The sequence below is a fragment of the Ruegeria sp. AF3 genome (assembly GCF_056536285.1).
Window position 1 is genome coordinate 631,925 of record NZ_JBQFJM010000002.1, and the last position, 26,243, is coordinate 658,167.

At 55.0% G+C, this 26,243-nt stretch carries 24 protein-coding genes and 3 pseudogenes; 13 read left to right on the forward strand and 14 right to left on the reverse strand.

From position 1 onward, the window contains the following. Positions 1-32 precede the first annotated feature (32 nt). From ACR3FC_RS19635 to ACR3FC_RS19645, 3 genes are read right to left on the reverse strand one after another with little or no spacing between them, the layout of a single operon-like run. Positions 33-866, reverse strand: coding sequence for a transporter substrate-binding domain-containing protein (locus tag ACR3FC_RS19635; protein ID WP_480478031.1), 834 nt, complete (start codon positions 864-866; stop codon positions 33-35). A gap of 36 nt (positions 867-902) precedes the next feature. Continuing rightward, positions 903-1,745, reverse strand: coding sequence for an amino acid ABC transporter permease (locus ACR3FC_RS19640; protein WP_480478033.1), 843 nt, complete (start codon positions 1,743-1,745; stop codon positions 903-905). Between the two features lie 2 nt (positions 1,746-1,747). Beyond that, positions 1,748-2,494, reverse strand: coding sequence for an amino acid ABC transporter ATP-binding protein (locus ACR3FC_RS19645; RefSeq protein ID WP_480478035.1), 747 nt, complete (start codon positions 2,492-2,494; stop codon positions 1,748-1,750). Positions 2,495-2,810: 316 nt separating this feature from the next. On the opposite strand from ACR3FC_RS19645, the gene ACR3FC_RS19650 reads away from it, so the two are divergent. From ACR3FC_RS19650 to ACR3FC_RS19660, 3 genes are read left to right on the forward strand one after another with little or no spacing between them, the layout of a single operon-like run. Beyond that, positions 2,811-3,389, forward strand: coding sequence for a carboxymuconolactone decarboxylase family protein (locus ACR3FC_RS19650; protein WP_480478037.1), 579 nt, complete (start codon positions 2,811-2,813; stop codon positions 3,387-3,389). 11 nt (positions 3,390-3,400) lie between these two features. Next, positions 3,401-3,988, forward strand: coding sequence for a helix-turn-helix domain-containing protein (locus tag ACR3FC_RS19655; RefSeq protein ID WP_480478040.1), 588 nt, complete (start codon positions 3,401-3,403; stop codon positions 3,986-3,988). A 12-nt stretch (positions 3,989-4,000) separates the two neighbouring features. Continuing rightward, complete coding sequence (locus ACR3FC_RS19660) at positions 4,001-5,401, forward strand: MATE family efflux transporter (protein WP_480478042.1); 1,401 nt, start codon at positions 4,001-4,003, stop codon at positions 5,399-5,401. Between the two features lie 16 nt (positions 5,402-5,417). Here the strand turns inward: ACR3FC_RS19660 and ACR3FC_RS19665 are convergent, their stop codons facing one another. Continuing rightward, positions 5,418-6,017: a TOBE domain-containing protein gene (locus ACR3FC_RS19665; RefSeq protein WP_480478044.1), complete on the reverse strand. Its 600-nt coding sequence runs from the start codon at positions 6,015-6,017 to the stop codon at positions 5,418-5,420. Here ACR3FC_RS19665 and ACR3FC_RS19670 point away from each other — a divergent pair. Continuing rightward, a pseudogene (locus tag ACR3FC_RS19670) lies at positions 5,934-6,631 on the forward strand (IS6 family transposase). The gene ACR3FC_RS19665 and the pseudogene ACR3FC_RS19670 sit on opposite strands and share 84 nt — an antisense overlap. A gap of 530 nt (positions 6,632-7,161) precedes the next feature. Here the strand turns inward: ACR3FC_RS19670 and ACR3FC_RS19675 are convergent. Together ACR3FC_RS19675 and ACR3FC_RS19680 are read right to left on the reverse strand one after the other, a co-directional pair. Beyond that, positions 7,162-7,509: a cupredoxin domain-containing protein gene (locus tag ACR3FC_RS19675; protein ID WP_480478046.1), complete on the reverse strand. Its 348-nt coding sequence runs from the start codon at positions 7,507-7,509 to the stop codon at positions 7,162-7,164. Beyond that, the gene (locus ACR3FC_RS19680; protein WP_480478048.1) at positions 7,509-8,030 is read right to left on the reverse strand and encodes a DUF4142 domain-containing protein; all 522 of its coding nucleotides are present in this window, start codon (positions 8,028-8,030) and stop codon (positions 7,509-7,511) included. Before ACR3FC_RS19680 ends, ACR3FC_RS19675 begins: the two co-directional genes overlap by 1 nt. Positions 8,031-8,166: 136 nt before the next feature. Between ACR3FC_RS19680 and ACR3FC_RS19685 the strand changes: the two genes are divergently transcribed. Beyond that, on the forward strand, positions 8,167-9,120 hold the full coding sequence (locus tag ACR3FC_RS19685) for an AraC family transcriptional regulator (protein ID WP_480478050.1): 954 nt from the start codon (positions 8,167-8,169) through the stop codon (positions 9,118-9,120). 587 nt (positions 9,121-9,707) lie between these two features. Here ACR3FC_RS19685 and ACR3FC_RS19690 read toward each other — a convergent pair. Genes ACR3FC_RS19690 through gstA form a run of 4 tightly spaced genes read right to left on the reverse strand, consistent with a single transcriptional unit; the run spans position 9,708 to position 11,902 of the window. Beyond that, complete coding sequence (locus ACR3FC_RS19690; protein WP_480478052.1) at positions 9,708-10,691, reverse strand: NAD(P)H-dependent flavin oxidoreductase; 984 nt, start codon at positions 10,689-10,691, stop codon at positions 9,708-9,710. After that, the gene (locus tag ACR3FC_RS19695) at positions 10,688-10,909 is read right to left on the reverse strand and encodes a tautomerase family protein (protein ID WP_480478054.1); all 222 of its coding nucleotides are present in this window, start codon (positions 10,907-10,909) and stop codon (positions 10,688-10,690) included. The genes ACR3FC_RS19690 and ACR3FC_RS19695 overlap by 4 nt, the downstream gene beginning before the upstream one ends. A gap of 4 nt (positions 10,910-10,913) precedes the next feature. Continuing rightward, positions 10,914-11,294: a nuclear transport factor 2 family protein gene (locus ACR3FC_RS19700; RefSeq protein ID WP_480478056.1), complete on the reverse strand. Its 381-nt coding sequence runs from the start codon at positions 11,292-11,294 to the stop codon at positions 10,914-10,916. Continuing rightward, complete coding sequence (gstA, locus tag ACR3FC_RS19705) at positions 11,291-11,902, reverse strand: glutathione transferase GstA (RefSeq protein WP_480478058.1); 612 nt, start codon at positions 11,900-11,902, stop codon at positions 11,291-11,293. Before gstA ends, ACR3FC_RS19700 begins: the two co-directional genes overlap by 4 nt. Positions 11,903-12,092: 190 nt before the next feature. Between gstA and ACR3FC_RS19710 the strand changes: the two genes are divergently transcribed. Together ACR3FC_RS19710 and ACR3FC_RS19715 are read left to right on the forward strand one after the other, a co-directional pair. Further along, positions 12,093-12,431: a winged helix-turn-helix transcriptional regulator gene (locus ACR3FC_RS19710; RefSeq protein WP_480478060.1), complete on the forward strand. Its 339-nt coding sequence runs from the start codon at positions 12,093-12,095 to the stop codon at positions 12,429-12,431. Positions 12,432-12,525: 94 nt separating this feature from the next. Continuing rightward, positions 12,526-12,907 (forward strand): annotated as a pseudogene (locus tag ACR3FC_RS19715) (transposase); the annotation flags it as partial. Positions 12,908-13,038: 131 nt separating this feature from the next. On the opposite strand, the pseudogene istB reads toward ACR3FC_RS19715, so the two are convergent. From istB to ACR3FC_RS19735, 4 genes and pseudogenes are all read right to left on the reverse strand, one after another. Then, a pseudogene (gene istB / locus ACR3FC_RS19720) lies at positions 13,039-13,608 on the reverse strand (IS21-like element helper ATPase IstB); the annotation flags it as partial. An 867-nt stretch (positions 13,609-14,475) separates the two neighbouring features. Then, positions 14,476-14,808, reverse strand: coding sequence for a YegP family protein (locus tag ACR3FC_RS19725; protein WP_480478062.1), 333 nt, complete (start codon positions 14,806-14,808; stop codon positions 14,476-14,478). Positions 14,809-15,528: 720 nt separating this feature from the next. After that, positions 15,529-16,638, reverse strand: a complete 1,110-nt coding sequence (locus tag ACR3FC_RS19730) for a ParB/RepB/Spo0J family partition protein (RefSeq protein ID WP_480478064.1) — start codon at positions 16,636-16,638, stop codon at positions 15,529-15,531. Further along, positions 16,635-17,942, reverse strand: a complete 1,308-nt coding sequence (locus tag ACR3FC_RS19735) for an AAA family ATPase (RefSeq protein WP_480478066.1) — start codon at positions 17,940-17,942, stop codon at positions 16,635-16,637. The genes ACR3FC_RS19730 and ACR3FC_RS19735 overlap by 4 nt, the downstream gene beginning before the upstream one ends. Positions 17,943-18,411: 469 nt before the next feature. Here ACR3FC_RS19735 and ACR3FC_RS19740 point away from each other — a divergent pair, with 469 nt between their 5' ends. From ACR3FC_RS19740 to ACR3FC_RS19765, 6 genes are all read left to right on the forward strand, one after another. After that, positions 18,412-19,095, forward strand: coding sequence for a DnaA N-terminal domain-containing protein (locus ACR3FC_RS19740; protein WP_480478067.1), 684 nt, complete (start codon positions 18,412-18,414; stop codon positions 19,093-19,095). A 122-nt stretch (positions 19,096-19,217) separates the two neighbouring features. Continuing rightward, positions 19,218-20,357, forward strand: a complete 1,140-nt coding sequence (locus ACR3FC_RS19745; protein ID WP_480478069.1) for an aminotransferase class I/II-fold pyridoxal phosphate-dependent enzyme — start codon at positions 19,218-19,220, stop codon at positions 20,355-20,357. Between the two features lie 445 nt (positions 20,358-20,802). After that, a complete protein-coding gene (locus ACR3FC_RS19750; protein WP_480478071.1) occupies positions 20,803-22,431 on the forward strand; it encodes a peptide ABC transporter substrate-binding protein in 1,629 nt (542 codons plus the stop codon). A 66-nt stretch (positions 22,432-22,497) separates the two neighbouring features. Continuing rightward, a complete protein-coding gene (gene oppB / locus ACR3FC_RS19755; protein ID WP_209507493.1) occupies positions 22,498-23,421 on the forward strand; it encodes an oligopeptide ABC transporter permease OppB in 924 nt (307 codons plus the stop codon). A 10-nt stretch (positions 23,422-23,431) separates the two neighbouring features. Then, complete coding sequence (locus tag ACR3FC_RS19760; RefSeq protein ID WP_480478073.1) at positions 23,432-24,361, forward strand: ABC transporter permease subunit; 930 nt, start codon at positions 23,432-23,434, stop codon at positions 24,359-24,361. Between the two features lies 1 nt (position 24,362). Further along, positions 24,363-26,168 (forward strand): ABC transporter ATP-binding protein, encoded by a 1,806-nt coding sequence (locus tag ACR3FC_RS19765; RefSeq protein ID WP_480478075.1) that lies wholly within the window; start codon positions 24,363-24,365, stop codon positions 26,166-26,168. Positions 26,169-26,243: the final 75 nt, after the last annotated feature.

A 26,243-nucleotide genomic window follows, 5' to 3' on the forward strand; every position in this document is an offset into this window, starting at 1 on the left:
GGGGGCGGCAATGCCGCCGCCCTTTGTTTTAGTCACTGAGCAACCTGGTCGGCCCACTCTTCTGTTGCGAACCAATAATTGTGACGCTCTTCCAGCCAACCCGAACGCCATTGCTGAGCAATCCAATTGTTGAAGAAGTTCAATGCATCCGGATCACCTTTGCGCATAGCAAAGGCTTCGCCACGCGGATCAAACAGATCGCCTTCCATCACGCGCAGAGTTTCAGGATTACGCCCTGCTTCCCGGTTGGGCGTAGGCTGTGAAGCCATTGTTGCGTGTGCATTTCCGTTAAGAACTTCTTGCGTCGACGCGCCATCTTCATCAAATAGCAACAAGTTTGCTTCCGGGAAGTTTTCCGCGATCACGACAGCGGGCGTTGCACCGCGACGGGCTGCGAACGTCACGTCTGCAGAATTCAGATCAGCCTGAGTCATTCCATCTGTCAGTTCCTTATTTACCAAGATGGCCAGACCGGAAAAAGCATATGGATCGGTAAAGTTGACAGTCAGGTTTCGCTGCGGCGTCACAGACATGCCCGAGATGATCACGTCGAAATTGCCCGAAACCAGCGCCGGAATGATACCGTCCCATGCGGTGGGAACAAATTCAACTTCGACCCCCATGTCTTCGGCCAGCTTGCGACCGACATCCAGTTCGAAACCGATCAGGTCACCGTTCTTGTCGCGCATCGACCACGGTACGAATAGCGACAGCCCAATGCGGATCACTCCATCCTGCTTGATGGTTTCAATCACACTTTCGCTGGACAGGTTCTGCGTTGTGCTTTGCGCCCAACCTGATGTTGCGACGCCTGTTGCAACGACCGCGCTCAGCGCCGCCCCCAACATTCTGCGAGAAAGCTTCATCTTGGTTCTCCTTGTTGTCCGACATAGTTTTCAGTTTTATTGGTCGACGGCATATTTCTTCTCCAGGTGGGTTACGCCAATCGACAGGATCAGGGTCACCACCAGATAGACCAGTGCAATGGTGAACCAGATTTCGAAACTCATGTAGGTATCGGATATGATGTTGCGTCCAAACGTGGTCAGTTCAGCCACCGCGATCACGCTTACAATCGCTGAGGATTTGATCAGGTGAACTACCTCACCGGTCATCGGTGGCAGCATGAACCGTACTGATTGCGGCAAAATGATATAGCGATAGGTCTGATACGGTGTCATCCCGATGGATTTTGCCGCCTCCCACTGACCCGTGGGAATTGCGTTGATACCAGCGCGGAAAATCTCGGAAATCAGGGCCGAATGAAAAACGGCAAGTGTCAGGATACTTGCCGTGTATCGGTCAAACCCAAAGATCGGCCCGAGCACATAATAGAAAAGATAAAGCAGAACCAGCAGCGGAATATTGCGGATCAGTTCCAGGTACCCCACGGCAACCGCTGACCCGATGACCAACCCCGATAGCCGCAACAGAGCCACCAAAAGGCCTATCGCCGTTGCCAGCAAAAAGGCGGTCACCGACAGTTGGATGGTGGCTACAAGCCCAATTGGGATTTCACCCCATTCAAACCCGACCTCGGTATTGCGGTACAGGAATTGCGGCACACGATACCATTGCCAGTTATAACCCATACTCTGCGCCCCGGCGTAAGCGCCATAGGCGATTAGACCAACAATAATGGAATAAATGACAACGGAAATCAGGACCGAGTCGAAAAACCGCTTGTGAAACGGTGGCTTTGGCAACGGCTGGCCCTTTGGCCCGGATATGCCCAGATCGCTCACGTTCAATGCGCCAGAATCTGATCCAGGAACAGGCGGCACCGTTCGCTGGAAGGGTTGGTAAAGAACTGTTCAGGCGGCGATATCTCGACGATCCGACCCGCCTCCATAAAGACCATCGTGTCTGCGACCTTGCGGGCAAACCCCATTTCGTGGGTAACCACAACCATGGTCATGCCGGTTTCGGCCAACTCGACCATCACGTCCAGAACTTCGTTGATCATTTCCGGATCGAGCGCCGAGGTCGGCTCGTCAAACAGCATGATCCGGGTTTCCATGCACAAAGAACGCGCAATCGCCACGCGCTGCTGCTGACCGCCAGACAATTGTGCCGGATATTTGTCGGCCTGTTCCGGAATATGCACGCGCTCAAGATAATTTCGCGCGGTCTCTTCGGCCTGTACCTTTGAAACTTTGCGCACTTTCATTGGGCCGATCATAAGATTTTCCAGCACAGTCAAATGCGGAAACAGATTGAACTGCTGAAAAACCATCCCAACTTCCTGGCGCAGTTCGCGTATCTCCTTGGCCCCCTCGTAAACTTCGATACCATCTATCACCAAACGGCCCGAATTGTGCCACTCCAGACCATTGAAACAACGGATCAGTGTGGACTTTCCCGAACCAGAGGGTCCGCAGATCACTACTTTTTCACCCTGATGAACCGTCAAACTAACGTCTTTCAGCGCATGGAACGTGCCATAATACTTGTCCAGATTGGTCACTTCAATCATCGGAGTGGCGTGTGTCATGTCGCGCCTGTCATGGTTCGGGACACCATACCTGGCAGTCTTTTGCGGTGAAAATTGCGCCGTGATTTCTCAGTTGGCCTCTCCGAAACCGTAGCGCGCGCGGGCCGACAAAGGGCGGTAGCGAAACCGTCCTGAAAGCTAGTGCCAGATTGGCGCTTTGACTGAGTGAGGCAGTCGGGCAAGGCCTGAGAATCCTTAAATCTGTTGCGCGCTAATTAATATGGTTGCTTAATATGCAATACTCGTCAATAAAAAACTCAGCGCGCCGTACAACACGACCCATAATTTGTGCTGACGACTAAGGAAGGAACCAAAAATGTCTGCCTGGATCAGGATGATATCTGACGAAGACGCCGACGAGCATCTGAAGGCCACTCTGGATCTGGCCCGGACGCCACATGGCACAGTGGACAACGTCATGCGTGTTCATTCCCTGCGCCCCAACACAATGAAGGGGCACGTGATTTTGTACCGGGCCTGCCTGCATGATGAGGCAAACACGGTTCCGATGTGGTTTCAGGAAGTCATCAGTTCCTATGTATCCACCCTCAACACTTGCCCCTATTCTTACGCCAACCACTGGTCCAACGCCCGACATCTAATTGATGATGACGCCCGCGCCGACCAGATTGAGGCGGCGCTCAAGGCGCATCGTCCGCAGGATGCCTTTGACGGCGCCCATCTTGCCGCGCTGACCTACGCAGAAAAACTGACGCTGACACCGGGTACGATGGTCGATTCTGATGTGGCCGGGCTAAAAGAGACTGGTTGGGATGATGGTGAGATACTCGAAATCAATCAGATCGTCGGCTATTTCAACTACGTGAACCGCTTGTTGAACGGGCTTGGCGTGACCACGGACGGAGATGTTGTGGGCTATTACGGCAGCGAGTGAAGGGAGAAGCCATGCAGGGAGACCCGCCGGGAAGACAGATCGACCGCGCAATTGGAGCATCGCTGAAAGAGCTGCGCCAAAGCCGAAAGCAATCGGCCCGCCGACTGGCCGAGCAATCGGGTATTTCCGCCGCAATGGTCAGCCGTATCGAAAACGGGCTTGTCTCTCCTTCGATCGACACCCTGGCTGCGCTGGCCGAAGCGCTTGAAGTCCCGATTGTGTCACTATTCCGCGAAGCCCGCACCGATCACACCGACTATACGCTCGTCCGCCACGGCGAAGGCTTGAAATCCACCCGTATCGCCGCAGGCCATAGCCATGAATATGTCAATCTGGCATTGCATTCACGCAAGGACCTGCGTTTTCAAGCCCGGCGCGTAACCCTTCTGCGCGAGGGTGGTCATCCTCCGACTTATGTCGGTCACGGCGTAGTTTTTGTTCAGGCGCTCGAAGGTGAGGCGGTCTATCGGTATGGCGAGGCCCGGTTCAAGCTGACCGCAGGCGACACGATCAGCGTCGACGCTGAACTGAACCACGGCTTCGAAGAGGTTCTGACCCCGGAATTCGTCTTTCTGACTGTTCAGGCCGAGCGCCCGTGATGCCTGCGTGACATGGCTCAGCCAGTCGATCTTGACCTGACCCGAGGGTCTATTCCGGCACATTTCCGGACACTGGCAGTGCCTGCTGCAATCGGAATGCTGTTCAACACGCTCTATAATGTCGTGGACATCTTTTTTGCCGGGCTGTTGTCGACAAGCGCACAGGCCGGGCTGGCCCTTGGGTTTCAGGCCTTCTTTATAACTTTGTCTGTTGGGGTTGGTCTTGGAGCCGCCATGAGCGCCCTTGTCGGCAACGCACTGGGGGCAGGCAACCACCGCATGGCCCGGCGATTGGTGGCGCAGGGTCTGACATATGGTTTTATCGCCGCCGGGCTTCTGGCGTTGTCAGGCCTCTGGTACGGCCCCGCGCTGATACATCTTGTGTCCGACCCCAGCGAATACCGTGATGCGGGGCTACGCTATTTCTATTGGCTTCTTCTGGCACTGCCCGGATTTCTGCTGGCTCATGGGTGCAACGGAATCCTCCAGGCTCATGGGGATGCGGTATCAATGCAGCGCGCCCTGATCGTGGCCTTCTTCGCCAATATCGCCCTGAATCCTCTGCTTATTTTTGGCATCCCTGGGCTGATCCCGGGGATCGGTTTTGACGGGTTGGCCATTTCTACCGTTATCAGTCAAACCGGTGTCATGATCTACATGATCCGGCAGGTGCTGCGACGACGCCGGATGCAGCGAATGCGGGTCGCCTATTTCACCCCGCGCCTGAATCGCTTTACCGTGATTTCCGTTCAGGTCCTGCCAACGGCGGTGTCTTTCATGGTGATGCTGCTTTCAGGATTTGTCATGCAGTTTGCCCTGAAAATATTCGGGGAACATGCCATTGCAGGCTTCGGGGTCGCCATTCGGCTGGAGCAAATTCTGCTTTTACCTGTGCTGGGTGTTACCGGCGCTGTGCTGCCAATCGCATCGCAGAATTTCGGCGCCCGGGATTTTCAGCGCGTGCGGGCGGCCCTGTTTTATTGCTGGAAAGTCGGATTTATCATGACGGCGATGGCCATCCCAATCCTGTGGGGCCTGAGCCCGCATCTGATGCGCCTGTTTACCACCGACCCCGAAGTCATCCGAGTAGGCGTCAGCTATCTGCGCGTCGACAGCCTGATTCTGCCGTTTTACATGATGCTCTTTTCCATCAATTCGCTGCTTCAGGCCCTCAAAAGACCCATCTGGACGGTCTGGATCAGCCTCTACCGCCAGGGCTTCGGGGTCGCATTCTTTGTCTGGGTCTTCGTCGGCCTGTGGCATTTCAACGAGATCGGTGTCTGGTTCGGAACGGCTACCGCAGTCGTCACGGGTTGGATCATCGCAATTCTGACGGCGAGTCACGTGGCACGGCATGAAATGGGCGGGTTATGGGTTTCGCGTCACCAGGACTCAAATCGAATCCAAAACTGATCCCGCCGCAAATCTCCTACCGCAGCCGCAATCCGGTTTCCGGATCAAACAGCATCGCACGCTCGGGCCGGATCGAGATGCCGATTTTCTCACCTTTCCGACTGCGCTGATCTTCGCGCTCTTCTACGATCAGTTTATCGCCATTGGGTGTCAGCAGGTAAGAATAGGACTCACCGACCAGCGCCTCTGTCAGGTCAACTGTGCAGATGTCACCGGGCCGATCAACCTGAATATGCTCAGGGCGAATGCCTAGTGTCACCCGCGTCGCTGCCTCGGACACCGATGGTGTCACTGGAATGGGGCTTGTCAGCGCCGGGTGACGAACAACCCCATCGGCCACATTGCATTCTAGGAAATTTATCGCGGGGGATCCGATGAAACCGGCCACGAAACGGTTGTCGGGATCGCGATACAAGTCCATCGGAGCACCCACCTTCTCAATCCGGCCATCCAGCAACACCACGATCTTGTCAGCCATGGTCAACGGCACTGCCAAATTTATCGCCCTCCGCTTCTCGGATAGCGAGGCACCATGACGATACCCATCTCGATGCCATGCCTGAAGGGCTTTCGTTTTCCCCGCGAGATCATCTCCTATGCCGTCTTGGCCTACCATCGGTTTGGGCTGAGCACTGCCGATGTCGAGGACTTGCTCGCCGAGCGCGGTGTCATCGCCATTCGTCTCTGGGTGAACCTGTTCGGTCCACAGTTCGCGGCTTGTATCCGACGCGATCGACCCCGGCCGCACGACAAATGGCATATGGACGAGCGCGTCGTCCCGATCAACGGCGTAAACACTGGCTGTGGCGGGCCATCGATGCCAACGGAGACGTTCTCGACATTCTCATTCAACCCCGCCGCAACGCCAAAGCCGCAAAGCGATTTTTCGCTCGTTTGGTCGCCGCCTACGGCAATCCGCGTGTCCTGATCACCGACAAGCTCCGCAGTTATACCAAGCCGATCCAGGCAATCACGCCTGACGCTGACCATCGAACACACAAGGGCCTCAACAATCGGATCGAAGGGTCACATCGGCCAACGCGGAAACGGGAAAAGATCATGGGCCGGTTCAAGTCACCGCGCCAGGCACAACGGTTTCTCGCGGTCCACGATCAGGTCAGCACAATCTTCCGCCCTCGCCGCTATCGCCTCACCGCCAAATCCTATCGCCACGCAATAGCCGATGCCTTTGATCTTTGGAACGGCTACACACCCGAGATGACCGCCTGACGGGCGCGGATCAGACCGCATTCAGCCCGGTGCAAATAAGTTGGCAATGCCATCTGATCTCATTCGCAATTAATGTGAGTTTGAGCCTCCGGATAAACGCAAACAATTCGAGCGAAAATTCACGATGATTGCAAGCCGAACTCAGGATAAGTGCAATCCGCTACAACTATAACAATCGTCGTTACCATGAGAGCTTGGAGAATCTGACACCCGCCGACGTCTATCACGGCCAAGGCGCAAAGATCCTAAAGATGAGAGAAGAGATCAAGAACCAGACAATCCGAAAACGCCGGTTACAGCACCAGGCCGTAGCCGCCTAAACTCAAACGAAACCGAACTAGAGCCTCCGTTGAAAAACCGCCTCAGCTCTCCGGAAGACTCTTACGACGGACAGGTTATTCATTCCAGGCGGCTATCTGGTTTTGTCGCATTTCATTAACCATCTGCCATGCGGAATGCAGTTATGATAGTCGCTTGCGCAAAATTGACTTAAGCAGGCCGTGACGATCTCAATCAAAGGTGGCAGCCGATTATTCTTTCACTATGATAGTCCCCATCATATGCGGGTGAAACACACAGAAGTAGACATAAACCCCGGGCTTGCCGAATATCACGGTTGCCTTTTCGTTTCGCTCTAGCGACCCGGTGTCCCAATCTTGCATCTCTTGTTCTGTTGCGGTGTGAGGCGCGATGTCCAGATTGGTCCAGATCACCTCATCACCAACCGAAATCTCAAGTTCTTCAGGCGCGAACTTGAATTTGCGAATGGAAACCTGATGGCTGGTTGCCCCGGCGGACGCACCCCGTGCGCCAGCCAGGAGAGAAAGCGGTGCCGCACCCAGTACCGCACCAAACTTTCTGCGTGACAGTGCAGCCATCAGCCGCAATTCAGCCCAGAAACCATCTGTTCGGCATGGCCTTCATGCTGTTTGAATGTGGTAAGAGCGTCCTGCAACAGGTTGGTGAGCGGTTCAACGGTGGTGTTGGGGATGAACTCGTCCTCAACCGTTTTGTTCACGATCTGATGATAGGCGAGCTCATTCTGCGCGTAGGCGCAATCAAAGGCTTCGCCGCGCAGCCCGCTCAGCTCATCGCGTTTCTCGACCGAATCTTTAACCAGTGCCTGGCTAAGCGCGTTGTCCTGGGGCGTCACATTCAATTGCTGGATCAAGGCCCCCGCCGCTTGATTCACGGCCGCATGATCACGGATCATTGTGTTTGCAAAAGCTCGAACGTCGTTATTGTCAGACAAAGCAAGAGCAAGATGCGCATAGCGGATGTCTATCTCACCGGCTGTGTACGCGGTATGTGCGATTTCAAGATCATTCATCTTGTTCTCATCTGCAACAGCAGCATATCCGGCAACGACAAGAGCAGCGGAAAGGAAAGCGGTTTTCATCTGGAATCTCCAAAGTTGATTGAAGCCCTGATATGCGTACAGTTAGCCTTGTCTTTGAATTACCTGTCGTACAGAAGGCATGCCCTATCGTTCGAACATGTAGACAGATATCGTACTCTTGGTAATATCAGCAACCATGCTTGATCTGCTAAGTGATATCCTGACCCGCCTGTCGCTTAAGGGGACACTCTATTTCCGTACCAGCCTTAGCGAACAGCCCTGGGGGATCCAGGTGCCGGCGTTCCAGAACGTGGCCCGGTTCCATTATGTACATCGCGGTGAGTGCGTGGTGCGCGTCGCAGGTGAAGATCGGGCGCTACGCCTTACCAAGGGCGATCTTATCCTGGTTCCACACGGGGCGGCGCATACGTTGAATTGTCGTGTTTCGGGCCCGGAAGACGCCTTGCCGCTTGATGATGTGCTTGAAAGGTCCGGCTATGATGGTAAGGGCGTTTTGGTGTATGGCGGCAACGATCCCAACATGGAGAACCAGCTGATTTGTGGTCATTTTTCCCTAGCCGAAGGATCAAGGCATCTCTTGTTTGACCGATTGCCGCCAAGCATTGTCATCCAGGATTATGGCACCGAGGCCAGCGATTGGCTGGAAGCGACATTGCGTGTGATAGGGTCCGAGGCAGGGTTCGGCCGTTTTGGAGGTGATTTGATAGCGCTGAAGATGTCAGAGGCGATTTTTGCGCAGGCTATCCGGTGCCATATCGAAGATACCGCCAGAACAGGGGGAAAACTCGCAGGTTTCGCCGATGTTCATCTTACCCGCGCATTGACGGCGTTCCACAATGACCCGACAGCGCAGTGGAGTGTCGATTCTTTGGCCAACAGGGCGGCATTGTCTCGGACAAGTTTCGCAATGCGGTTTTCCGAGAAGCTTGGGATCACACCGATGCAATATGTGACTGCATGGCGTATGCAGATTGCCCGCAGCGCGTTGGTAGAGAAAGGTGTCAGCGTTGCCGAGGCCGCGGATCTGAGTGGGTATTCCTCAGAAGCAGCGTTCAGCCGCGCGTTCAAGAAAGAGATCGGGCAACCACCTGCCAGATTTCGAACCTCTGCGTTACCGACTCAGGTCTGAACGATCTGCAATGTTGCCGGGTATATATTCATTTAAACGACAGTGCTCAAAAGTACCTGTTGCTGAGGAGAACACTTTTCCGTCGCAAAACAACGGAGAAGAAAGTTTCTGCTATTTGCCACCAAAGATATAACCGCCCTTATCGATTCTCCCGTCGCCATCGCCTTGATGGTGCCTTCTTCTTTCTCGGACTGGGCACTTTCAACTTCCTGACCCTCTATATCTCGCCGGCGTTCGGTCTTGCTGCGATGGTCCTGACCGTGTTCACCGAATACCGTCCGGGTTTGTTCTCGATTGCAGCCATACAAGCTTCACCATACAGTTGATTTGGTGATGGGGCTGGCCTTTCTCGCAATACCGGTCGTCCTTGGATTTTCGGAGCTGGATACGATGTATTACTGACTCAGCAGGGATGCGATTGCTACAGTGATCTCATTGCCCAAGCCGGAATTAACTGCCGAGGCCTCCCCGGTAGTCAAGAGCGCCGGTCAGCCTAGCTGCCCACAACGTTACCGATCAGAAAGGGACAACTCACCAAGGCCTGGCCTTAGATCCCATCTAATCGATTTTTTTTGACCGATAGACAATCAAGCCTTATGCCGAAGCAGATGTCTGCCGCCTTCACCTTTAAGAAGGTTGATCGTATCGCGCATGATCTCGTCAATGATCTGTCCTGCAGGTTTCGAGGTTCTTATGATACCCACACCTTCGCCGACAATACCGGGAGCGATTGACGGATTTCCGGATTTCTGAGCATTGTTCCAAAGCCGTCTTTCGGCATCCAAGTCGGCGTCTAGCGCGGCTTCTCGACCATGCCATTTATTGACAAAATCATTTCGACGCACCCGGATTGAGTATCGGTCCGGCCAAGAATAACCGCGAATGATGTCGGGAACCGAGGTTCGGACGGTTTCATCCCCTGATGCGCGCAAGATGTCGCTGAGAATCTGCGGATGGATCAGCGCCTCATCTGCAGCAACAAACCGAGTTCCGATCACAACGCCATCTGCGCCAAGCATCAGGGCCGCAGCCAGACCGCGACCATCGCCGATACCACCGGCGGCGCAAAGTACAGCCGAACTGTTCGATGCGTCAATTTTGTCAGCCACTTCGGGCACAAGCGCCATCGTGCCGCGCACCTCGCCGTGGCCACCAGCTTCGGCCCCCTGAGCCACGATGACATCGGCGCCAACCGCGATGGCGCGCCGCGCGTCCCGAAGCGTCTGGACTTGGCAGATAAGCGGAACGCCCGTCCGTTTGATCCTGTCGGCAAAGGGTGCAGGATCACCAAAGGACAGAAAGACCGCGGCTGGCCCGCGCTCCAGCACGTAATCGAGCAAAGAGGGCTGCTCTGCCAGCTTCCATGTGATCAGACCGCACCCGACCGGGGTGGTTCCGGCTGCATCGAACTGTTGCGCAATCCAGTGCAGATCGCCGTAGCCACCTCCAATCAGCCCAAGCCCGCCCGCCTGTGTCACAGCCGAGACCAATGCCCCACCCGCAACAAACGCCATTGGCGCCTGAATGATCGGGAGGGACAGGCTCAGGCTTTCGGTCAGCCGGGTTTTCACGTGACCTTCTTTCGGTAGTCGACAACAGGAAGCCCGCCGATGCCCCAGTTGTCCAGATCGACCTCGTCGATCACGACGACAGTCGTTGCGGGATTTTTGCCCAACACCTCGTGCAACAGTTCACTCACCCCTGCGACAAGCCTTGCTTTCTCGCTTTGGCTTGGGCCGGTTCCGTCAGGACCGCCTTCGCGGGTCACTTTGATATTCACATATGGCATGGGTTTACTCCTTTCGTGGAACGTAAGCGAAGACCTTGGTGACAATCCGCCAGTCGTTGCCGTGGCGGACAAGGGAAAGGTAGTCCAGATAGTCGCGCCCCATCATGGACATACGAGCCGTGACATGGGCCAGCCTCGGGCTGCCGAAGGAAATCTGCAGTATCTCTTCATCACGCGGGTCACCGCGCTTGGCAGGTGGTTCGCGTTGATCCACACGGGCCATATAGGCCTCGAGATCCAGATACAGCTCGTCGCCGTCAGTGGCGCAGACATAGGCCAGCTTCGGGTGAAACACATTTCTCAGGGCGTTGCTGTCAGCGTGATGAAGGCCCTCGAAATAGGCCTCCATCAATCCGACCACAGCTTTGTGATCGGCTGGTGTCATTGGATAAGCCCTTCGGCGCGCATCGCCGTTTGTGTTGCAGGACGTGCTGCCACCCGCTCGACATAAGCTTTCAGTTTTGGCCAACCAGACAAATCGATATCCGTAAAGTTCGCCCAGTTCGAGACAACGAAGAGATATGCGTCTGCGACCGAAAACTTACCGTCCACAAGATATTCCCGCCCATCGGCCAGTATGTTTTCGACTTGATCGAATTTCGTTTTGACGATGCTGCGTGCCTTAGTTTTTTCGGCGTCGGTGGAATCGTTCTTGAACAGCGGGCTGAAAGATTTGTGCAAATCGGCCGACACGAAACTCAAGTATTCCTGAACCCATGTCCGGGCCATCGTTCCGTTTGAGGGTGCCAGACCAGAAGACGGGTTCTTATCAGCAAGATATTGAAGAATGGTGGATCCTTCCCTGACAATTTCACCATTGTCCAGCGCAAGCACTGGCACGTATCCTCTGGGGTTGATGGTATAGAAATCCTCGCCGGATTCAGTTCGGCCAGCAGCAGTATCAACGGCCTCGGCTTCAAAAGGAGCGCCGATTTCGGTCAGTGCGATGTGGCAGGCAAGCGAACAAGCGCCCGGTTTGTAGTAGAGTTTCATGATGTTCCTTTCTGGGGATCAATGTTGACACCAGTGACATGGCGAAGGTGATAACCGTTGACAACTAGGTTTCGCTTGGTTACCCCGAAAAATGAGTAACCGAGCAGAAACCTGGTAACGCCCCATGGTCCTGAAGATGCGGAAAAACCGAAGCCCGGCCCCACCCGAACCCTGTATGCTGACCGAATGCATGGCAGTGATTTCTGGCGCGTGGGCGCCAAATGTGATCTGGTCGCTGCGGGCTGGACCACGTCGCTTTAGCGAGTTGCGTTCGGATATTCCGCCGATTTCTGCCAAGGTACTTTCGGCCCGTTTGTCGGAACTGGCTGCGCGAGGTGTACTGGTCCGCCATGTCCGACGCACGTCGCCCCCCTCGACGGAATACAGCCTGACCGAGCTTGGGGCCGAATTGATCCCGGCCCTTGACGCGATTGTTCAGGTCGGCCACCGACTGAAGGCACGACAAAGTGGTCAACAGGAGGCAGATGAAGTGGTCCCGTCTTCTCGGACAGCTTTGCAGCAAATCTAGGGTCAAGGTTCATTGGTTTTCGTTGTGCCGCGTGCTTCACAGCTCCGAAAACGGAGCGGTGACATGAGTGATTTTCTAGCTGACCGACGCGCAAATGGCGCGTCTCGAGCCTTTCTTTCCGAAGTCTCACAAAATACCACGGGTTGACGACAAGCGAGTCTTGAGCGGGATAATATTGGTCAATCGTAGTAGCTGTGTTGGCGAAGCCCACCCACAGCCTACGGACCACACAAGACGCTCTACAGCCGCTGGAAATGCTAGAGCAAGAAAGGTATCTTCGCGCAGATGATGCCGGGTTTGGCCGTCGAGCACGCAGAAGAGCAGACCGTGATGATCGACGCCACCCACCTGAAGGCTCACTGATCGGCGTCTAGTTCGGGCGTCAGTGCGGCGGGCGTGGACGCCTGATTGGTCGAACCAAGGGCGGCATGAACACAAAGCTGCACGCCATCTGCATCAGCCGAGAACGCCCCCTAGATGTCAATCGGCATGGAACTTTGGCCCCCTAAGGGCATCCAAAATTGACCCCCTGTTGACGTGCGGTTAACTGGCGCGATGCGGTGTAGCCTCCACAAGACGAAGCCGTATCGGGCCCGCGTTTGCTCGGCTATTCTCGGGTTTTGAAGCACCAGCTCTCGTTGCCAGTTTCGACGATGTCGCAATGGCGGGTAAGGCAGTCGAGCAGCGCGGTAGTCATCTTGGCATCGCCGAAGACCAAGGGCCATTCGCCGAAGTCGAGGTTGGTCGTCACGATGATCGATGTGCGCTCGTAGAGGCGGCTGATGAGGTGGAACAATAGCTGACGACCGGTTTGTGCAAAGAGAAGATGGCCAAGCTCGTCGAGTATCAGGAAGTCGAGGCGGCACAGCAGATCCGCCGTGCGCCCCTGTCGACCAGCGCGGGCTTACGCATCGAGTTTATTCACCAGGTCCACAACGTTGAAGAAGCGCCCCCGTCTGCCGCGACGGATGCACGCCCGAGCGATGCTGGCGGCCAGGTGAGACTTACCGGTTCCCGTGCCGCCGATCAGCACGACATTGCGTTGCCGCGCCAGAAACTCCCCGGTCGCCAGATCACGGACCAGCGCCTCGTTGACCGGCGTGCCTTCGAAGCTGAACTCATCGACTTCTTTCGCCAGGGGCAGCTTGGCAATCGTCATCTAGTATTTGATTGTCCTTCCCCCTGCAACTCTCACGGGTGTTTCGTCTCCTGATAGGAGCGACGCTCCGTGCCGAGCTTGGCGTTTATGTCAGTTAAACCACATTGCACTGGTGCGTTATACGATTTTCCGGTGCGATCGCTGAAATAGCACGCCGTCAAAAAACGCCATGTTGTTGCAGAGTTAGGACGAAACTTACGTCAAAGCAAAGAACGTGGGTTTACCATTTTCAAACTTTCGACAAGCACGGAAAACCCCTTAACTTCATGCTTTCACAGCGTTGAAAAAGCTGCCGCCGCCAAGTTCTTAAACTGAATATTGTAGGTAAATGGAGTGCCGAGGAAGATCGTCATCAATTAAAGCTGCATAACGATGGCGGGCCTCAAGGCCATCAACAAGATGTTGCAGAGCTTTGGCTGCGTGATCCGGATTGTGAAGCGGACGTATTTGAACAAAGTCGTCGAGTTGGACCACCGTGTCTTTAAGCGGCACTCTTGACCGGCGCCGGGATTCAAAGCCTTCTCTTCAGCAAAGGCAACTTTGGGGTACGGTCAAAATCGTGAACAGGATCTGCAAATATCAGTTCATGCCCGGGCTCAGCTCGCTTCGCCAATTCTCGAAAATGGCTCCTTAACCTACGGGTATGGCGCAATCTCCCAGGACGGCAAAAACTCGTAAAAGACCCCGGCTCAGTCGGGGTATTTTCTGCGACCCTCAAGAATTCGGATACAAGAGCAGGTGCGGATTCCTTGACTGAACTCGCGTAGGTAACGGCAATTCCGGGCAAACGGCCTCGGTGGCGAAGTCGAGTTACCCGAGATGCGTCCACGCATCCCGGCGTCGCAGTTTGCACCTATAGGAGTGGCAGGGCGTTACCGCGCCAAGTTAGGTCAGGTCGTCGACACGTGCGTCCGGTGCGTTCCGCTTGACCGACTCGATCCCGTTATCCCGCCCAGAAGCGCTGGTATAGCTCTCGCTGGTGCCGATGACCTGCCCGTTGCTGGCCTTCAAATTGAACATGTGACCGCCGGACTTGGTTTCCTTGCGTTCATACCGCTCGTCATCCGGTGCGTTCTTCTTGACTGACTCGATCCCGTTCGTGGCACTTGCCTTTTGAACATATCCTTCACTGGCCAGAATGATTTCACCATTCCCGGCTTTCAGACGAAACCGAAATTCCCCGGCCTTGTCTTTGTATATTTCGAACTTCCCGGCCATTTGACGCCTACTCCTCTGTTCTGCATTCGATTTTTCGAATACAGTCCTATAATTACACAATCGCCTCAAGAAAAAAGATGAGGCGTGTTATCTGCTCAGATCAAGCCCCCCTCCCCTTCTCCTTAGCCTTGCTTCCTAAGATTTTTCAGCTGTTACCGTAGTAAAGCTGGCACCCGAAGGTGCCGGTGGTCATTTGGTCAAAACTGATGTCGTGGGACGCATTTAGTTGCCTCAGAATCGCGAACAAAGTCCGTTCCGCAGCACTTTGGATAAGCAACTTCTGTTCAATCCGCTAAGCCAAGGGTCTTAGCATATTTTGTAAACGAACTGTATTTGATACCTATATATAGTGTAATTTACGCCTGAAATATGAACAGCTGCAAACTCTGTTTTGAAGCTTGTACTGTGTTTCAAGGGTTGCGTTCTGATGGTCAGCGGTGAAAGCGCGACGCCTCCGCGCCACCTCTAGTTTCCGACTGGATGGCCGTAAATTCTATAAAACTCCTTTTGCAAATTTTCGATATCTTGGGAAATCTCGAACTCGACTAAAGAACAAGTCTTAACATGTCGGTTGCTTTGTTCGCTTCAGTGCCCGTGACGTCCGCTTCAGCTTGGACAGGCGATGTATCCGACGATGCCAACAAGCCCCCTTCCCCAGCGCGCTAAGAAAAGGCGCCGGAACCTTTCCGACGCCTTTTCCTGCTTTGCTGGCCCATGATCTTACCCGTGGGTAAGGTCGTCTTCTTCGGGAAGCGCATCGATCAGCGCGGCAATCGCCGCTTCCAGCTTGCTTCGATCAACGCGTGTGAAATCCAGATCATACCGGATCTCGATCCGTCCACTTGAGGCAGCGCATTTTGCGATCCCAGCCCTACCCGAGACCTGAAATGTCGTTTTCGCACGGCGCGGTTTACCTGCGCTGACTGCATCCGACTTGCTTGAAGACGTGGCTTCTGGCTCAGCCAGAAATGACCTGAGAATTGCAACCTCGCGCGTACCATCCCGATCAGGCTCGCTCTTCAGTGCCTCGCTCACTTGGCGAACCAGACCCGGCGTCGCGTCGAACTTGCGCTTTAGCTCTACGCCCACGTTTCGCGGAATGTCGTTCGGGTGGATCAGAACTTTGTCCAGCATCAGCAACAAACTGGCGAAAGACCGGATATAGCTACGCTTAGTATAGCTGGCAGACTTAAACAGCGTGGAAACCGCTTTGTCGACATCCGGACAGTCATTCGCTGGGTCTTCGGAATATGCACGGGCGAGGGCGCCCATTTCCGCAAATGAGATATCCTTTCGGATCAGGTTCTCGTCAACCATGCGCCGGTAACTGTTGTCCAGATCACCCGCGTCAGAAATCCCCGCTGGAATTTTGGCGTAGGTTTCGTCCCCGGTCTCATCGTACAAAGCACGATAGGCGGACAAACGGCGCATGCCTTGGATCAATTCATACAGCCCGTCCGATCTGCGTTCCAGACGGATCGGGTTGGACAAGCCGATGTCCCGGATCGAATCTTTGAGTTCATCCAGTTCCGGATCAGGACCTGGTTTGCGATCTCGCGTCAGTTTTTCTGTGACAACGTCATTCAGCAACACCCGTTCTGTCACCAAACCTTCGGCTCTCAGCCGAACCAGTTCATGTGCAAGACGGTCGTTTTCGGCGCGGATGGATTGTTCCGTCGATTGCTGATCACGTAAAGCGTCGGCATTTTCCGAAATTGCCGCGGCCATTGGACCGCGTCGTTTTTCAAAAACTTTGTCCGGTACTTTACCAACAGGAATGTCATCCATAGTAGGTAGGTCAATATCGAACATTCTCCGCTTGCGGCTCATGCGTCATCCTCCACCTTGTCCCAGGCCGATAACATTACGCCCCGGAATTCCTCATACACATTGTCAAAAGTCGAGCGGGCACGCCGCCAGGTTTCGCGGGTCATCTCGCGGTAGTCCATTTCGTAAACCGAACTCAGAAAACGTCCCGACTGCTCCACCGCGCGGGTCATTTCTACCGGGTGCTGAGCGACATGTTCGCCAAAGACCTTCTTAAAGGCATCAAACATCGCCAGATGGAGCGCATTGCCCGGTTCATACCGCGTCAACAGGAACCGCAACTCACAGAAGGTTTTGGGCAATCCAATCTTACCCGTGGGTAAGGTCTTGTCGAACCCATAGGCCAGATCTTCCAACGCTTCTGCCAACTGGCCGATGAACGATGTGGTCGAGTCATACTCCCAATATCCGGGCCCAGAAGGGATATAAAGCATGTCAGCGGCAAAGACCGCATTCATAGACTGGTATCCGATTGCGGGCGGACAATCGAACAGAATGAGGTCATAAGCATCATCCGGAATCTGATCCAGATACCGGGAAACCGACGCAAAGAAGGACCATTCGGGATTCAGGTGCCGGTACTGGGCCGACGCAAATTCAACAAAGGCTGCGTTCGCACAGGAAGGTATCGCATCGATCGTCGACCAAGAGGTCTTCTTGATGAAATCACCAATTCGCAGATCACCAAGGCCCATGTCCGTTATCGCGGGCGGCAACTCCCGGCGGGGCAGGGTGGTTCCCGATTCCGCAGCGGCGGGGCGGTTATTCATGCGCTCTGTCTCACGAATGAGGTCGCGCGCCATGATCCCCCAAACCGTGTAGTCTTCGGCCACATCCGTCAGGCCCATCGAATGGCTCAATGTTGCCTGAGGGTCGAAATCCACCACGAGGACCCTATACCCGTCCAGGGCGGCCGCATGGGCGAGGTGCAGCGCCACGGTCGACTTTCCCGCGCCTCCCTTGAAGTTTGCGACAGCCGCACGAATGGCGCGCTTGCCTTCAGGGCGAGGGGGCATCAGGGACTTGCGATTAATCTTGAGCCGTCGCCGCAGCTCATTCACTTCTTCCAGGCTGAACCAGCGCTGACGCCCGTCGGGCTCAACTTCTCCGCCAGGCAGGGAAGGATCGGCTGCAAGCTTTCCGCGAAAGGTCGACTGGTTAACCCGGAAGATCAGTTCGGACACCTCCCAACTGGAAAACCGGCGGAGCGTTTTCTCCATCTCAGGGCTAAAGGTCTGCTGGCGAATCCAGCCCTGCAATTTGAGGGACTGATTGCGCAATGCGTTCAGGTCTTCGTGCGTGTACATGCCTCAGGTCTCGTAGTTTGGAACGTAAATTTCTGCTCGTTTCCTATTTACGCCTGATTTGCACTTTACGCAAAAGAAATTATGATGAGGGTGCGCTCTTACCCGTGGGTAAGAAAACAAGGCCTTAAACCCTACGAAGCGATTCGGCGGACCCTGTGAATACCAAAAGGCCCGGAAGGCCCCCGGCGACCAGTATATAGGGGGGCATTCTGGCAAGAAATGCTACATATTGGGGGACATAAAGGGCCGATAGGGGGACACCCAGAATGGCCCCCATCACCAATACTTCACCAAATTTCTTTTAGTTTTTTGAGATTGATCCGCACAAGATCAGGCGAAGTTCCAGTCTCTTCTTGACAGAATCGAAGCTTTGGACGCTAATTATCCCAAGATGGTGAAAAGCGTTGGCAAACGGCGCGAGATTGGCGGGACACACCCGCCTGAGGCAGACAGAGCGGTGAGAACGGGTATGCAGCTTGCGAAACCGGTCGGGCGAAATGCGCCGGCTTTAAAATATGATATACTGTCCGCACTGACCGTTCATGCGCTGTCAGGCGACAAGCACCGGCAACGAAGTATTCTGCGTATCATTGCGTTGATTACGACCCGATATAACTGGCGTAACAACGAATTATCCATTGGGCGGGAAGAAATTGCGCGCCTGTGGACAGTGAACGAAAGAACAGTAAAGCGCGAAATGTCCAGATTTCGCGCATTAGGTTGGATAACGGTAAAACGGCCTGCTGCGCGGGGTCGTGTTGCTGTGTACGAGATTGACCTGAAACAAATCCTGATAGACACCGAAGAGGTTTGGCCTGTTATCGGAACAGACTTTCAAGCCCGGATGACCGACGTGCCAGAACCTGAAACGAATGTTATTCCTTTCGCGACCAAACCAAATGCCCCGGAAAGCACCGAAGGGGATGTGTGGTCTCAGGTTCAGGCGATTCTTCACGGGCGCGATCCAGAACTATGGGCCAGCTGGTTTCAACATCTGTCCGAAGCAGAAAGGGCAGGGGGGCGCGTTGTTCTTGTCGCGCCGTCACGCTTCATGGCCGACTATATTTCGCAAAAGTGGACAGCGCGACTGTTGGCTGCCTACAGCCGCGTCGATCCGGGCATCAGGACGGTTCGCGTGGACGCTGCCGAATAACTGACTTTTGCTGTGTATCCTGCGGGATCTCCTCGTTCAGTTGACCAGGGAAACAGATACGAATACCCAATCGAAGCCGATCTGCCGGTATCGAACGACCTGGCCCGAGTAAAGAACGCATCATGGTTTCCGAGAGTTTTCTTCCCTTTCATGTCGAACAATTCTTGTCTGAAATGGAACATGGTGTGGTTTTCAACTTCTCGGAAAGTGGCGTGCACCCGATGTCGTTGAAGGGGTTGGTGGATCTGGCGGAAATCGATCTGGATCAACTGCTGGCGACCATGATCGACTATCCGCAAGTCAACGGAAAGCAATCCCTGCGCGAAACCATTGCCGGGTTTTATCCGAGCGCGTCGCCCGATGGTGTCATGGTTACGGTCGGAGCAACTGAGGCCAATACTCTGGTGGCAAATACCTTGCTGACCGCCGGGGACAACGTTGTGTGTTTTCGTCCGACATATGAACAGATTTCGGGGAATGTCGCCAATCGTGGGCACGAGGTGCGTTGGGTCAATCTGCTTGAGGCGAACGGATGGGGCATCGACGCTGAAGCACTGGACCGCGCTGTCGATGACAAAACGCGTATCATTCATGTGGTCAATCCCAACAACCCGACGGGCCGAGTGTTGAGCGACACCGATCGAGCGCACATCATAGCGGCCGCCAATCGTGTCAGTGCCTGGATTGTCGTCGATGAGGTCTACGCCGGAACTGAGCGGGAAGGGGACATTGAAACACCGTCATTCTGGGGCAGCACAGATCGGGTGCTGGTGGTGAACTCCATGTCAAAGGCCTATGGCTTGCCGGGCTTGCGGCTGGGTTGGCTGGTTGGTCCAGAAGACATCATTCAAAAGTGCTGGCGGCGGCATGAATATGCTTCGATTGCGGCGTCGATTCTGTCAATGGAACTGGCGGACAAGGCACTTGCTGAACCGGCACGGTCCAAGCTGAAAGACCGTGCGCGGCGTCTGATCCGCACCGGGTTCGATGTGCTGACACAGGAATTGGCGCGACACCAAGGTGTGTTTTCTGTTGTACCGCCTCAGGCCTCAGCCATGTCTTTTGTCCGGTTCAACCTTTCCATCGCGTCGGAAGAGCTGAGTTTGCGCCTGTTGCGCGAGAAAGATGTGCTTGTCATTCCCGGCTCACGGTTAGGGGTCGAAAGCCATTTTCGGTTCAGCTCCGCACTGCCGGAAGACCACTTGCGAGAGGGGCTTGCAAAGCTCAACGTTCTGACCGGTGATATTCTAAACCACGCGTGACGGGTAACGGATTGCAGGATTGTTAAAACGTCGCCACTGATTCGCGCCGTTTTGGTTTGTCGGAGACCGGGATGCGGTTGCCATTCGGGCACGAGGGATCGTTCGGAACCCGCGTGGCTTCACGAAAATGTCACGAAAACCGGGCCGATCCTCAGAAAATTGCCAGCGACAGGTCGTTGGGGATATTTCTGCTTATGGTTGCTTGAAATTTCATCAAGGCTTTATCCCAGAGCCAAAAGATGTCACGGTTTGCGGCAGCGAAAGACAACTTTCGCAACTTCTTTACCGACAGAAACCAAGAAAGCTGCGACGCAGTGTTCCTTGCGAATTGGCAAAATCAAAATCGAAATGAACGAAGTCTCAGCGGGCGTCGGTCTAATCCGGCTGCTGCGTGCGACCCCGATCAAGTGGGGCCGCGCAGCGACGAACTTATGGGAGAGAAATCATGAACAGATACATTCGGAACTCAGTGGCGGGGCTTTTGTCGTCGACCATGATCACAGGTGCCGCGTTTGCCGCTGGCACGCATCCTGAAACCGGCGAAGCGCTGGCGGACGATCAGACCTTTACCTACCGCATTCTGGACGAGCACAGCTCGGTCGATCCGCAGGTTGTCGAAGACGTTTCCGGTGCTGAAATTGTACGTGACCTGTTTGAAGGGCTGATGAACCAGGATGAGGATGGCAATCTGGTTCCGGGCGTTGCAACAGGTTACACCGTCGATGACAGCAAGAAGGTTTACACCTTCACACTGCGCGACAATGCGAAATGGTCGAATGGCGACCCGGTAACCGCCGGAGATTTCGTTTTTGCTTGGAAACGCGCAGTTGATCCGGCACTGTCCTCTCCTTACGCGTGGTTCATGGAGCTGATGTCGATCGAAAACGCTTCGGCAATCATCGCAGGCGAAAAGCCGATTGATGATCTGGGCGTCAAAGCCATCGATGACACAACCCTGGAAGTCACGTTGAGCGCGCCGCTGCCGTATTTCCCGCAGATGACGACGCATTCGACAACCTTCCCGGCACCTCAGAAGGTGATCGCGGAATTTGGTGATGAATGGACCAAACCGGGAAACATCGTGTCGAATGGCGCGTATGTTCTGACCGAGCACTTGCCGCAGGAACGTTCGGTCCGTGAGCGCAACGAGATGTACTGGGACAATGACAACACCATCATCGACAAGGTTGTGGCACTGGTCATCAATGATGAAAACGTAGCCCTGACCCGCTATCTGGCCGGTGAACTGGACCGGACCGAAGTTCCTGCCGGTCAATTCCCGCGTCTGCAAGAAGAGCATCCGGGCGAGGCAATCAGCTTCCCGCGCCTGTGCAACTATTACTACACGTTTAACGTGTCTGACAGCGGCCCTGAAGAATTCAAGGATCCCAAAGTTCGTCAGGCTCTGTCGCTAGCCGTTGACCGGGACATCATCACCAAGAACATCAAGGCCGGTGGCGAGCCGCCCGCGTATACATTCGTGCCAGAAGCAACCGCAGGCTTTACGGTTCCGGTCGTTGAAATGGCGTCAATGAGCCAGGCCGAGCGCGATGAGCTGGCCAAGGAACTGTTGGCCGAGGCCGGCTTTGGTGCGGATAACCCTTTGACCTTCTCGATGGTTTACAACACTTCGGAAGCCCACAAGAAAGTTGCTGTCGCGCTGAGTCAGATGTGGAAGCAAAAACTGGGCGCCAATGTTGAACTGGCCAACATGGAATGGAAAGTCTTCCTGGAAGAGCGGGGCAACCAGAACTTTGATCTGGCCCGCGGCGCGTGGTGTGGCGACTATAACGAAGCCTCAACCTTCCTTGACCTGTTGCAGTCGGATTCGGGCTACAACGACGGCAAGTATAACAATGCCCGTGTGGACGAGTTGTTGGCCGAAGCCAAAACTTCGGACGATCCGGCACCGCTGTACACCGAGGTCGAGCGTATTATCGCTCAGGAAACCCCCGTTATCCCGATCTATCACTATGCTGGTGTCTACATGATGGACAGCGATGTCGGAAACTGGCCGGTCAAAAACGTAGAGCAAAACTGGTATTCCAAGAACCTCTACAAAATCGCCGAGTAATCATCTTCTGACCATGACCTGCCCCGAAGTTTTCTTCGGGGCAGCGCCATCTATTGGGGGCATTGAATGCTTGCCTATGTCATTCGGCGGGTCCTGACCGCCATACCGACGATCCTGCTGCTGATCGTCGCCTGTTTCTTTTTGATGCACTATGCGCCCGGTGGGCCCTTTACCTCGGAACGGACGTTGCCGCCGCAGGTTTTGGCCAATATCGAGGCGCGGTATGGTCTGGACCAGCCGTTGTGGAAGCAACTCTGGGACTATCTGTACAATATCGTTGTGCATTTCGATTTTGGACCGTCCTTCAAGTTCAAGGACCGCGATGTGAACGACATCATCGCGCAGGGCTTTCCGATCTCGCTGACCTATGGGTCGCTGTCCTTTCTGGTCGCTACGGTGGTGGGCATCGGACTGGGGATTGCCGCCGCAATCCGGCACAACAGCTGGATCGACTACTTTGCGGTTGGGCTGGGGATTGCAGCGCAGGCGCTGCCCAACTTCATCATGGGTCCGATCCTGATCCTGACCTTCACCCTGTGGCTGGGATGGTTGCCCGGCGGTGGGTGGAATGGTGGTCAATGGCCCTATCTGATCATGCCGGTTATCGCCCTTGCGACATCTTACATGGGATCGATTGCACGGATCACCCGGTCTTCAATGCTGGAGGTTCTGAATTCGAACTTTATCAGAACCGCCCGTGCCAAGGGCCTGCCGACAAGAACCGTGATCTGGCGCCATGCGATGAAGCCGACCTTGCTGCCGGTCGTATCTTATCTGGGGCCGGTGTTTGTGTATGTGCTGACCGGATCCGTCTTTGTTGACATCTACTTCTCGACCGGTGGTCTGGGGCAGGCTTATGTCGGCTCGGCCTTGTCACGCGACTATGCCGTGCTGCTTGGGGTTACGATCCTCTATGGCGTTCTGACCGTTCTGGTAAACCTGCTGACCGATCTGGCCTATGCCTGGTTCGATCCGAAGATCCGCTACTGAGGGGCTGGATATGCTAGGAAAATCACAAAAAGCCGCGCATCTGGCCGAAGAAATCACCGATTATACAGCCGTTCAGGGGCGTTCGCTCTGGCAGGACGCGCGCATGCGCTTTGTACGAAACAAAGCAGCAATGGCCAGTGTGTTCATTTTGCTGCTTATCGTGTTGTTCACAATCCTTGGCCCGTATTTTGCGGTCTGGAGCAATGAAGAAATCGACTGGAATGTCATGGGCGATGTCCGGGGCATGGGAATGCCGTCGATGGAAACGGGTCACTATTTCGGTGTCGATGATCTGGGGCGCGATCTGTACAGCCGCGTCATTCAGGCTACTACGACGTCCCTGCTTGTGGGGTTGATCGGGGCGGCGACCGCTCTGATCGTTGGTACGTGTTATGGCATTACTGCCGGTTACTTTGGGGGTCGGACGGATGGCGCCATGATGCGTTTTGTCGACATCCTTCTGGCTATCCCGACAACTCTGATCATCATCCTTCTGCTGGTTGTTGCCGGGCGATCCTTCTTCACGCTTTTCATCGCACTAGGCGCGGTTGGATGGCTGACCATGTCACGTATCGTTCGCGGGCAGACGCTTGCCCTGAAGAACCGCGAATTCATCGAGGCTGCTCGCGCCGCAGGCGTCAGTGAATTCACGATCATGTATCGCCATATTTTGCCCAATCTGCTGGGTGTCGTGATCGTCTATGCCTCACTTCTGGTGCCCGAAATGATCCTGACCGAAAGCTTCATCTCATTCCTGGGACTGGGGATCTCCGAACCTTACACGTCGCTGGGAAGGCTGATCGCAGAAGGGGCGGGAACCATGGGCTATGGAACGCTGTGGCAATTGATGTTCCCACTGACATTCTATGTTGCCATTATCATCACGATGTTCTTCATCGGCGATGGTCTGCGTGACGCTTTGGACCCGAAGGACCGCTGATATGAGTCTGTTTTCCGTAAAGAACCTGAGCGTCCGGTTTGACACCCCCGATGGTGTCGTCGAGGCGGTCAAAGACATCAGTTTTGATATCAATCCGGGCGAATGCCTTGGTATCGTCGGTGAAAGTGGATCCGGCAAAAGTCAGACCTTCATGGCGGCAATGGGTTTACTGCCCCCCGCCGGACACACCAGCGGGTCAGCCAAGCTGAACGGTCAGGAGATTTTGAACCTGCCGGTGAACAAACTGAACCAGATCCGCGGCGATGATGTCGGCATGATCTTTCAGGATCCTCTGACCGCTTTGACGCCACACCTGAAGATTGGGCAGCAGATGCGCGAAGTGCTGCAGGTCCACGAGGGCCTGAAGGGGTCAGCCGCGCGCGCGCGCTGTCTGGAGTGGTTGGACAGGGTGCGCATTCCAGAAGCGGGCCGCCGTCTGGACCAGTTCCCGCACGAATTATCCGGCGGAATGCGACAGCGTGTTATGATTGCGATGTCGATGCTGTGCAGTCCCAAACTGCTTATTGCGGACGAGCCGACGACGGCGCTGGATGTCACTGTTCAGGCAGACATCCTTGATCTGATGGTTCACCTGCAAAAGGATGAGGGAACCGCGATTGCACTGATCACGCATGACATGGGCGTTGTTGCGCGCATGTGCGACCGGGTTCAGGTCATGCGCATGGGCCAATTCGTCGAAGCGGGCGAAACACGCGCGCTGTTCCGAAATCCGCAACATGAATACACGCGGGCCCTACTGGAGGCGATGCCCCGGATTGATGCCGGCGACGCACCGCGTGCTTTGGAAAAGGCCGAAGAACCCCTTCTCAAGGTCGATGACGTCAAAGTTCATTTCCCCATTCATGTCTCTGGCGGGTTGTTCGGGCGCAAGGTTCCGCTGAAAGCTGTCGATGGTGTCAGCTTTGATATTCGCAAGGGCGAAACTCTGGGTGTCGTGGGCGAATCCGGTTGCGGAAAATCGACACTGGCGCGCGCGGTTTTGCAGCTGATCGAACCCAGCGCGGGGGGTGTCAGCTGGTTAGGCCATCCGATCGTCGGCTTGAAGCGATCCGAGCTGAACAAGTACCGCAAGGACCTGCAGATCGTGTTCCAAGACCCTTTGGCCAGTCTTGATCCACGCATGACCATTTCAGCGTCGATTGCTGAACCGCTGAAAACCTACCGCCCCGATCTGACGGACCGGGAACGCAAACAGATGGTCGCCGCGATGATGGAGCGGGTCGGGCTGCAAGCGAACATGATCAACCGTTACCCGCACGAGCTTTCCGGAGGGCAGAACCAGCGCGTCGGCATTGCGCGGGCGATGATCAACAAGCCCAGGCTGATTATCTGCGACGAGGCGGTTTCAGCGCTCGACGTTTCCATTCAGGCGCAGATTGTCGAGCTGCTAAAGGAACTTCAGCAGGAATTTGGCCTGTCGATGATTTTCATCAGCCATGACTTGTCGGTTGTGCGTGCGGTATCGAACCGGATCATGGTTCTGTATCTCGGGCGAATTGTGGAAATGGGTGACGGTGAGGTGATCTGCTCGGAACCGATCCACCCTTATACTCAATCGCTGATTTCGGCCGTGCCAATACCGGACCCGGATGTAGAGCGGACGCGGCAGCGCCTCAAACTGCCGGGTGAGCTGCCATCGCCGCTTGATCCCAAAGCTGCATTACGTTTTTTGCCCAGTCGGCTGGTCAACGGTCGCAGTGATTATGTTCCAAAGCTGCAAGAAGTCGCTCCAGACCATTTTGTAGCGGAACATGACACACTGGATTCCATCATGGCCAATGGCTGATCGAAAGGTCTGCTGCAGGTTTTCGGTGCTTGAAGCATGCGCCGAAAACCTGCGCAGGGACTGTACGAAGAAACC

Coding starts and splice junctions, on each gene's coding strand:
- ACR3FC_RS19635 (WP_480478031.1), bottom strand. CDS start 866: ATGAAGCTTTCTCGCAGAATGTTGGGGGCGGCGCTGAGCGCGGTCGTT.
- ACR3FC_RS19645 (WP_480478035.1), bottom strand. CDS start 2,494: ATGACACACGCCACTCCGATGATTGAAGTGACCAATCTGGACAAGTAT.
- ACR3FC_RS19650 (WP_480478037.1), top strand. CDS start 2,811: ATGTCTGCCTGGATCAGGATGATATCTGACGAAGACGCCGACGAGCAT.
- ACR3FC_RS19655 (WP_480478040.1), top strand. CDS start 3,401: ATGCAGGGAGACCCGCCGGGAAGACAGATCGACCGCGCAATTGGAGCA.
- ACR3FC_RS19660 (WP_480478042.1), top strand. CDS start 4,001: ATGGCTCAGCCAGTCGATCTTGACCTGACCCGAGGGTCTATTCCGGCA.
- ACR3FC_RS19665 (WP_480478044.1), bottom strand. CDS start 6,017: ATGGTAGGCCAAGACGGCATAGGAGATGATCTCGCGGGGAAAACGAAA.
- ACR3FC_RS19675 (WP_480478046.1), bottom strand. CDS start 7,509: ATGGCTGCACTGTCACGCAGAAAGTTTGGTGCGGTACTGGGTGCGGCA.
- ACR3FC_RS19680 (WP_480478048.1), bottom strand. CDS start 8,030: ATGAAAACCGCTTTCCTTTCCGCTGCTCTTGTCGTTGCCGGATATGCT.
- ACR3FC_RS19685 (WP_480478050.1), top strand. CDS start 8,167: ATGCTTGATCTGCTAAGTGATATCCTGACCCGCCTGTCGCTTAAGGGG.
- ACR3FC_RS19695 (WP_480478054.1), bottom strand. CDS start 10,909: ATGCCATATGTGAATATCAAAGTGACCCGCGAAGGCGGTCCTGACGGA.
- ACR3FC_RS19700 (WP_480478056.1), bottom strand. CDS start 11,294: ATGACACCAGCCGATCACAAAGCTGTGGTCGGATTGATGGAGGCCTAT.
- gstA (WP_480478058.1), bottom strand. CDS start 11,902: ATGAAACTCTACTACAAACCGGGCGCTTGTTCGCTTGCCTGCCACATC.
- ACR3FC_RS19710 (WP_480478060.1), top strand. CDS start 12,093: ATGGCAGTGATTTCTGGCGCGTGGGCGCCAAATGTGATCTGGTCGCTG.
- ACR3FC_RS19725 (WP_480478062.1), bottom strand. CDS start 14,808: ATGGCCGGGAAGTTCGAAATATACAAAGACAAGGCCGGGGAATTTCGG.
- ACR3FC_RS19730 (WP_480478064.1), bottom strand. CDS start 16,638: ATGAGCCGCAAGCGGAGAATGTTCGATATTGACCTACCTACTATGGAT.
- ACR3FC_RS19735 (WP_480478066.1), bottom strand. CDS start 17,942: ATGTACACGCACGAAGACCTGAACGCATTGCGCAATCAGTCCCTCAAA.
- ACR3FC_RS19740 (WP_480478067.1), top strand. CDS start 18,412: ATGCAGCTTGCGAAACCGGTCGGGCGAAATGCGCCGGCTTTAAAATAT.
- ACR3FC_RS19745 (WP_480478069.1), top strand. CDS start 19,218: ATGGTTTCCGAGAGTTTTCTTCCCTTTCATGTCGAACAATTCTTGTCT.
- ACR3FC_RS19750 (WP_480478071.1), top strand. CDS start 20,803: ATGAACAGATACATTCGGAACTCAGTGGCGGGGCTTTTGTCGTCGACC.
- oppB (WP_209507493.1), top strand. CDS start 22,498: ATGCTTGCCTATGTCATTCGGCGGGTCCTGACCGCCATACCGACGATC.
- ACR3FC_RS19760 (WP_480478073.1), top strand. CDS start 23,432: ATGCTAGGAAAATCACAAAAAGCCGCGCATCTGGCCGAAGAAATCACC.
- ACR3FC_RS19765 (WP_480478075.1), top strand. CDS start 24,363: ATGAGTCTGTTTTCCGTAAAGAACCTGAGCGTCCGGTTTGACACCCCC.